We start from the raw sequence: 7,517 nt of genomic DNA, 5'->3' as shown, positions 1-7,517 counted from the left end.
GATTCCGGAAAAGAAAAAGGGGAGTCGCTGCTACGCGACCATGCGTAGCAGCGACTCCCCTTGCCATAGGTGGATGTATCCTGAAGCGACTTCAGCAGGTCTTCTGGCTCTCGGATCGTCCGGAGTTGCCGCGTCTTCCCGTCGGGATACATCCCGACAGTGACTGACCATGACAAACCATGGTCCTGCGGCATCCGTCCCCGATTACAGCGGCGGGCCCGCCACGGAATTGCACCGTGTTCCTGGATGCTGATGTCGGACGAAATACTAATGTTTCAAGGTGCGAGCGTCAAGCGATAGATACCGCGTCATTACTCGCGCTTCTCCCTTTCCTTGAACTAAATCATATGCGTTACCAATACACAAAACACCACGAAGGCGCTGATGAGTGTGTGCATTGCTGGCACTTCGCTGTGAATGATCCACACCGCCAAGGACCCAAACACCGGCTCTGTTACTCTGATTAATGGGGCTGTCGTCAGCCTGATGATGGGCGGTAAATTCATTCTCGCCTCATGACGATGACGTGTGTCCCGAACGTATGAACTATGAAATCGGATACCAAAACTGCGTCACACCTTAGTCGACTCCGCAGCACAGACGTCTGGACAGCGCGATGGGCGATCCCCCGATTACCACAAACCTTTCTGCCACTTGCACGGCTTTCTCGATCAACATCGTTACCGTCATCGGCTCCACTCCCCTGGGTGCTGGCGTAATGTGCGATGCCTCCTGGCGCACTAGGTCAAAATCGAAATTCCCAATCGGCTTCCCCCCGCAGATGATTAATCCCTATTTCGATGACCGCCATACCTGCTTGCGTCATCAGCAGCAGGACGAGACTGGGCAGCCGGTGGCGACTACCAGAAAATCTGGTGGCTATGGTGAATCGCGCCAAGTCTTGGGTCTGAACATGGCAAATACAAACATTGACGTCCTTCTGCATCAGCATGAGCGCCATGAGCTCCACGGCCATATTATTCACGCCATCAGTTCCCACAAACTAACGCTAGTTCTGGTACGTAGATGATTGCCTTCAGCCTCGGCTACAACATGGCTTCCAGGTTCAGAACCGAACCGGACAACGCGGCGTCATATCCAGCCAGATCGCTCACTACCGATCTGTATTTCTCGCTCAACATGATTGTCCGCACCGCACTCGTCGGCGGCTCGTTCAAAGCAATTTGGTCGCACGCAAAAAAATACCGCTCCCGCACGATCGGAATAAAGTCGAGATCGAATCGCCTGGCTGCAGCCTCAACACCGAAGCTGACATCTGCCATGTCGCTCGCCACGTAGGCGGCAACCGCAGCGTGGGTAAATTCAGCACTCTCGTAGCCGGCAATATCGGCGGTCCTGATGCCGTGCTTCGCCAGGAACAGTTCAAGCAGCATCCGCGTGCCGGAGCCATGTTGCCGATTCACAAAGCGGATGTCGTTTCGCGTGAGATCGGCGAGTCCCCGAATTGCCTTCGGATTACCCTTGGCAACGAACAAACCCTGCATGCGATAAGCCAGATGAATCAGCGCATGCTGTCTGGGATTGATCCATTTGAGATATTGCGCAGCGGCGACTGGTTCGAATTCACCCATCGGCAGATGAAAGCCCGCAAGGTCACACTCTCCCCGGGAAAGCGCAGTCACTGCCTCTGTGCTATTGCGGTACTTCAGGTCGACCGCCATCTTTTTCTCGCCCATCTGGTTGATCAACGCCGCAACCGCAAAACCATGCGACGCCGTGATGCGTACGGCGCGACGATTGGTCGCCAGAAGCACCGCGAGCTCTTGCTCCAGTTCCGAGGCGAGGCTATCCAACATAGGAGAAAGACGGGCTGCAATCCGCTTGTCGGCCCAGATCAGCTTTTCCGCCAGTGGCGACAGTACCGTGCCCCGCCCTCGCGTCTTTTGCACCAGCGCCGCACCAAACTGCTCGTCGAATTCACGCAGCAATTGCCAGGCATGGCGATACGACAGGCCGACAGAGGCGGCCGCCTGACTGATGCTGCCCTGGTCACGCACCTCGGTCAGCAGCTTCAACAGCAAGGGCAAGGAAATCGCCGAGCCATCCACCTTCTTGAGTACCCATTCAGGTCTAATTTCGATCTTCATATTATGCAATTTACTTCATATTGAGGAGCATTTATCCGTATGCTAACCTGCGACTCGCATGTTGGCCATAGCATGCATATATGTTTTTTATTTCATATATACCGTCGAACACTTTAAGCGCGCCGCCATAATGAATCAGCCAGTAACAACTGCCATGGATATGCAGGGCAGAATCAAGTCGGTCCTGGAACAGCATCCGACGCAGCCCGAGAACCTGCTGCCCACTCTCCATGCCATCCAGGACGCCGTCGGCTTCGTACCGCCGGAAGCCGTCGCCGACATTGCCAGCGCATTCAACCTGTCGCGCGCTGACGTACATGGCGTGATCACCTTCTATCACCACTTCCGCACCACGCCTCCGGCAACGCATGCTGTACAGATCTGCCGCGCGGAAGCGTGCCAGAGCATGGGGGCGGACCAGTTGCTGGCACATGCGGAACAGACGCTTGGCTGCTGCCTGCACGGGAAAAGCGCCGACGGCGGCTTTTCGCTCGAACCTGTTTACTGCCTTGGCCATTGCGCGACCTCGCCCGCCATCATGATCGACGACGCCGTCCATGCGCGCGTGACGCCGGCACGCTTCGACCGCCTGATTGCAAAAGCAAAGGAAACTGAATGACTATCCGAATCTTCGTGCCGCGCGATTCAACCGCCGTCGCACTCGGCGCCAATGAGGTTGCCGATGCGATTGCCGCAGAGGCAGTGCGACGTGGCCTGGACATCCAGATCGTGCGCAACGGAACCCGAGGCCTGCTGTGGCTGGAACCACTGGTCGAGGTGGAGACCGCTGCGGGGCGCAAGGGGTTTGGCACGGTTGACGCTGCGGATATCCCTGCCCTGTTCGACGCGGGCTTTCACACCGGTGACAGCACGCATGCATTGTCCGTCGGGCTAGTTGAAGAAATACCGTATCTCAAGAGCCAGGAACGACTGACGTTTGCGCGTACCGGTATCACCGACCCGGTGTCCCTGCAGGACTATGAAGAGCATGGCGGATACGAAGGCTTGCACATCGCACTCGGGCTGGATGCGCAAGCCATCGTCGACATGGTCGTCGAATCCGGCTTGCGCGGGCGCGGCGGTGCGGCCTTCCCTACCGGTATCAAATGGAAGACCGTGTTGAATGCGCGCGCCGTACAGAAATACATTGTCTGCAACGCCGATGAGGGTGACTCCGGTACCTTCGCCGACCGCATCCTCATGGAGGGTGACCCGTTCCTGCTGATTGAGGGGATGACAATCGCAGGCATCGCGGTTGGCGCATCGAAGGGGTATATCTACGTGCGCAGCGAGTATCCGCATGCGATTGCCACACTCAACGAGGCAATCGCTGTCGCCTACGCCAAAGGCTACCTCGGTACCAACGTGCTCGGGTCTGGCAAGCCATTTGAACTGGAAGTGCGCAAGGCTGCAGGCGCCTATATCTGCGGCGAGGAAACAGCACTTCTGGAGAGCCTGGAAGGCAAACGCGGCATCGTGCGCGCCAAGCCGCCACTCCCCGCTATGGAAGGGCTGTTTGGCCAGCCAACCGTCATCAACAACGTCCTGTCGCTGGCCAGCGTGCCGGTTATCCTCGGCAAGGGTGCCGCCTTTTACAAGAACTTTGGCATGGGTCGTTCGCGCGGGACGCTTCCGCTCCAGCTGGCAGGAAATATCAAGCGCGGCGGCTTAATCGAAAAAGCATTCGGCATCACCTTGCGCGAAATTCTGTATGAATATGGCGCCGGCACCGCATCGGGCCGCGCGATCAAGGCGGTGCAGGTCGGCGGCCCGCTTGGCGCCTATCTGCCGGAGTCACAATGGGATACGCCACTCGATTACGAAGCGTTCGCCAGCCTCTGGGCGGTACTAGGACACGGCGGCATCGTGGTACATGACGATACAGCCGACATGGCGAAGCTGGCGCGCTACGCGATGGAATTCTGCGCGATCGAGTCTTGTGGTAAATGCACGCCGTGCCGCATCGGCTCCACGCGCGGTGTCGAGGTGATGGACAAGATCATCGCCGACAACGAGCGGCCAAAGCAGATACATCTTTTGCGTGACCTGTGCGACACCATGCTCAGCGGCTCGCTGTGTGCCATGGGCGGTATGACGCCCTACCCTGTGCTTTCCGCACTCAACCATTTCCCGGAAGATTTTGGCGTGCCGCCATCCGAGCAGTCCGCCACGTAGGAGCCCATCATGATTGAAACTATCCTTAAGAGGGATTTTGGCACGCCACCGAGCACATCGACCGAGATGGTCACCCTGGAGATCGACGGCGTGCAGGTAACGGTTCCGGTCGGCACCTCCGTGATGCGGGCGGCAGCCGAGAGTGGTGTCAATATCCCCAGGCTGTGCGCAACCGACAGCCTGGAACCCTTCGGATCCTGCCGGCTGTGCCTGGTCGAGATCGAAGGTCGTCGTGGTTATCCCGCCTCCTGCACCACGCCAGTTGAGCCGGGCATGGTCGTGCGTACCCAGACGTCGAAGCTGCAGACACTGCGCAAAGGCGTGATGGAACTCTATATCTCTGACCACCCACTCGACTGCCTGATCTGCCCCGCCAACGGTAACTGCGAGCTGCAGGACATGGCCGGCGTGGTGGGCCTGCGCGAAGTACGTTACGGCCATGATGGCGCTAACCATTTCGACAGCAAAAAGGATGAATCGAATCCGTATTTTTCCTTCGATCCGACCAAGTGCATCGTCTGCAATCGCTGTGTGCGCGCTTGTGACGAAATCCAGGGCACGTTTGCGCTGACAATCTCCGGCCGCGGTTTTGACTCACGCGTGTCACCCGGCCAGGACCAGCCGTTCATGGAATCCGAATGCGTGTCCTGCGGTGCCTGCGTCGAGGCCTGCCCAACAGCGACCTTACAGGAAAAGTCGGTAATCTGGCTGGGCCAGCCTGAACACAAGATTGTCACCACTTGCGCCTACTGCGGCGTCGGTTGCTCGCTCACTGCGGAGATGAAAGGCAATGAAGTGGTCCGCATGGTGCCGACCAGGGACGGCAAGGCGAACGAGGGGCATGCCTGCGTGAAAGGCCGCTTCGCTTGGGGCTATGCGACGCACAAGGACCGCGTCACCAAACCAATGATCCGCAAGAAAATCACCGACCCATGGCGTGAAGTTTCGTGGGAAGAGGCGCTCGACTATGCAGCATCGGAATTCAAGCGCATCCAGGCAAAATATGGCACGGATTCGATCGGCGGCATCGTGTCCTCCCGCTGCACGAACGAAGAAGGTTACCTGGTACAGAAACTGGTGCGCACCGCCTTCGGCAACAACAATGTCGATACCTGCGCCCGTGTTTGCCATTCGCCCACGGGCTACGGCCTGAAACAGACGCTGGGCGAATCGGCCGGCACACAGCCCTTCAATTCGATCGAGCACTCGGATGTGATCATGGTGATTGGCGCCAATCCCACCGACGGCCATCCGGTCTTTGGATCGCGCCTGAAAAAACGCCTGCGCCAGGGTGCCAAGCTGATCGTGATCGATCCGCGTCGAATCGATCTGGTGAAATCACCGCACGTCAAGGCCGCATATCATCTGCAGTTGAAGCCCGGCACCAACGTCGCGATCATTAGCGCGATGGCGCATGTGATCGTGACCGAAGGTTTGATGAATGAAGCGTTCATCGCCGAACGCTGCGACGCGAAGTCGTTCAGCCAGTGGAAAGACTTTGTATCGCAGCCGGAGAACTCGCCGGAGGCGATGGAGGCAGTGACTGGTGTTTCAGCCTCCCTGGTGCGCGGCGCTGCTCGCTTGTATGCAACCGGCGGGAATGCGACGATTTACTATGGCCTCGGCGTAACCGAACACGCGCAGGGTTCCACCGCGGTAATGGGCATCGCCAATCTTTCGATGGCGACAGGTAACGTCGGCCGTGACGGCGTCGGCGTCAACCCCTTGCGCGGCCAGAACAATGTACAGGGCTCATGCGATATGGGTTCCTTCCCGCATGAGCTTCCCGGCTATCGCCACGTGTCGGACACCACGGTCCGCACGGAATTTGAAGCAGCCTGGGGTGTATCGATCCAGCCGGAACCAGGCCTGCGCATCAACAATATGTTTGACGCTGCAGTGGATGGCAGCTTCAAGGGCCTCTATTGTCAGGGCGAGGATATCGTTCAGTCGGATCCGGATACCCAGCATGTCGTGGCGGCACTGGAATCGATGGAATGCATCGTCGTGCAGGACATCTTCCTCAACGAAACCGCGAAGTATGCGCATGTCTTGCTGCCGGGTTCCTCTTTCCTGGAGAAGGACGGCACGTTCACCAACTCTGAACGTCGCATTTCCCGGGTGCGCAAGGTGATGCCGCCCAAGGCGGGTTATGCCGACTGGGAAGTGACCATCCAGCTCGCCCGACGTCTCGGGTATGACATGCACTACGACCATCCATCCGAAATCATGGATGAGATCGCCAGGCTGACGCCGACTTTCGGTGGTGTCAACTACGACAAGCTGGAACGCCTGGGCAGTCTGCAGTGGCCCTGCAATGACGAGGCGCCGGACGGCACGCCCATCATGCACGTGGGAGAGTTCGTCCGCGGCAAGGGTCGTTTCATGATTACGAAGTACGTGGCCACCGATGAAAAGATCACGCGCAAGTATCCGCTGATCCTCACCACCGGGCGCACCCTGACGCAGTACAACGTGGGCGCACAGACACGTCGCACCGAGAATGTGCGCTGGTATGCGGAAGACCTCCTCGAGATTCATCCGCATGATGCCGAAGATCGTGGCATCAAAGACAATGATTGGGTGAGTGTTCAGAGTCGCGCCGGACAAACGGTCCTGCGCGCGCGAGTATCCGGGCGGATGCAGCCTGGTGTGGTGTACACCACCTTCCATTTCCCCGAATGCGGCACCAATGTACTCACCACCGACAACGCCGACTGGGCCACCAGCTGTCCGGAATACAAGGTGACCGCAGTGCAGGTGATGCCGGTTCAACAGCCTTCGGCGTGGCAGCAGGAATACTCGCGATTCAGCCAGGCGCAACTTGAGCTGTTCCAGGCGGCCTCCACCGCCGCGGCAAACATCGATTAATGCCAGCATGGAAGAGATTGAGACAAAGGATCAGTGCACCTACCGGTACGCCGTCTCGCGGCTGCGTGCCGGAGAATGGCTGCATGTGCAGGACGATCTGGCGGAGGAAGTTCCTGTTGCGCTGGAATACAACGGCATCTCCCATGCCGTCATGCTGACCACGCCATGCGACCTCGAGGAGTTTGCGCTGGGCTTTTCCCTGAGCGAAGGCATCATCGCATCGGGCGCGGAATGTTACGACATCGAGATCGAACATGGCAGTGCAGGAATCACCGCGCATGTCAGGATCGGCAATGCCGCCTTTATGCAGTTGAAGGAGCGGCGCCGCAACATGACCGGGCGCACGGGCTGCGGCTTGTGTGG

7 protein-coding genes and 1 riboswitch are annotated in these 7,517 nt (G+C 58.4%); of the genes, 4 read left to right on the top strand and 3 right to left on the bottom strand.

Features of this window, described 5'->3' with window-relative positions; genetic code table 11:
• Positions 1-76: 76 nt before the first annotated feature.
• A riboswitch (cobalamin riboswitch) is annotated at positions 77-269 on the bottom strand.
• A 310-nt stretch (positions 270-579) separates the two neighbouring features.
• The 3 genes from VJ698_RS24555 to VJ698_RS01610 all read right to left on the bottom strand — a co-directional run bounded on the left by VJ698_RS24555 (position 580) and on the right by VJ698_RS01610 (position 2,108).
• On the bottom strand, positions 580-741 hold the full coding sequence (locus VJ698_RS24555) for a hypothetical protein (protein WP_414691078.1): 162 nt from the start codon (positions 739-741) through the stop codon (positions 580-582).
• A gap of 4 nt (positions 742-745) precedes the next feature.
• Entirely contained in the window at positions 746-985 is a 240-nt protein-coding gene (locus VJ698_RS01615) for a hypothetical protein (protein WP_324100905.1), read from the bottom strand.
• A 61-nt stretch (positions 986-1,046) separates the two neighbouring features.
• Positions 1,047-2,108 carry a substrate-binding domain-containing protein gene (locus VJ698_RS01610; protein ID WP_324100904.1) on the bottom strand — a complete coding sequence of 354 codons (1,062 nt, stop codon included), beginning with the start codon at positions 2,106-2,108 and terminating at the stop codon, positions 1,047-1,049.
• A 154-nt stretch (positions 2,109-2,262) separates the two neighbouring features.
• Here VJ698_RS01610 and VJ698_RS01605 point away from each other — a divergent pair, with 154 nt between their 5' ends.
• The 4 genes from VJ698_RS01605 to VJ698_RS01590 form a co-directional block, all read left to right on the top strand.
• Entirely contained in the window at positions 2,263-2,727 is a 465-nt protein-coding gene (locus VJ698_RS01605; protein WP_324100903.1) for a formate dehydrogenase subunit gamma, read from the top strand.
• Positions 2,724-4,283, top strand: coding sequence for an NADH-quinone oxidoreductase subunit NuoF (locus VJ698_RS01600; protein WP_324100902.1), 1,560 nt, complete (start codon positions 2,724-2,726; stop codon positions 4,281-4,283). The genes VJ698_RS01605 and VJ698_RS01600 overlap by 4 nt, the downstream gene beginning before the upstream one ends.
• Positions 4,284-4,292: 9 nt before the next feature.
• A complete protein-coding gene (gene fdhF / locus VJ698_RS01595; protein ID WP_324100901.1) occupies positions 4,293-7,154 on the top strand; it encodes a formate dehydrogenase subunit alpha in 2,862 nt (953 codons plus the stop codon).
• Between the two features lie 7 nt (positions 7,155-7,161).
• The coding region (locus VJ698_RS01590) for a formate dehydrogenase accessory sulfurtransferase FdhD (RefSeq protein WP_324100900.1) at positions 7,162-7,517 on the top strand (356 nt) is incomplete at its 3' end.

Source organism: Noviherbaspirillum sp., from assembly GCF_035254685.1.
Lineage (GTDB): Bacteria > Pseudomonadota > Gammaproteobacteria > Burkholderiales > Burkholderiaceae_D > Noviherbaspirillum.
This window is presented reverse-complemented; position numbering and strand designations above follow the sequence as displayed.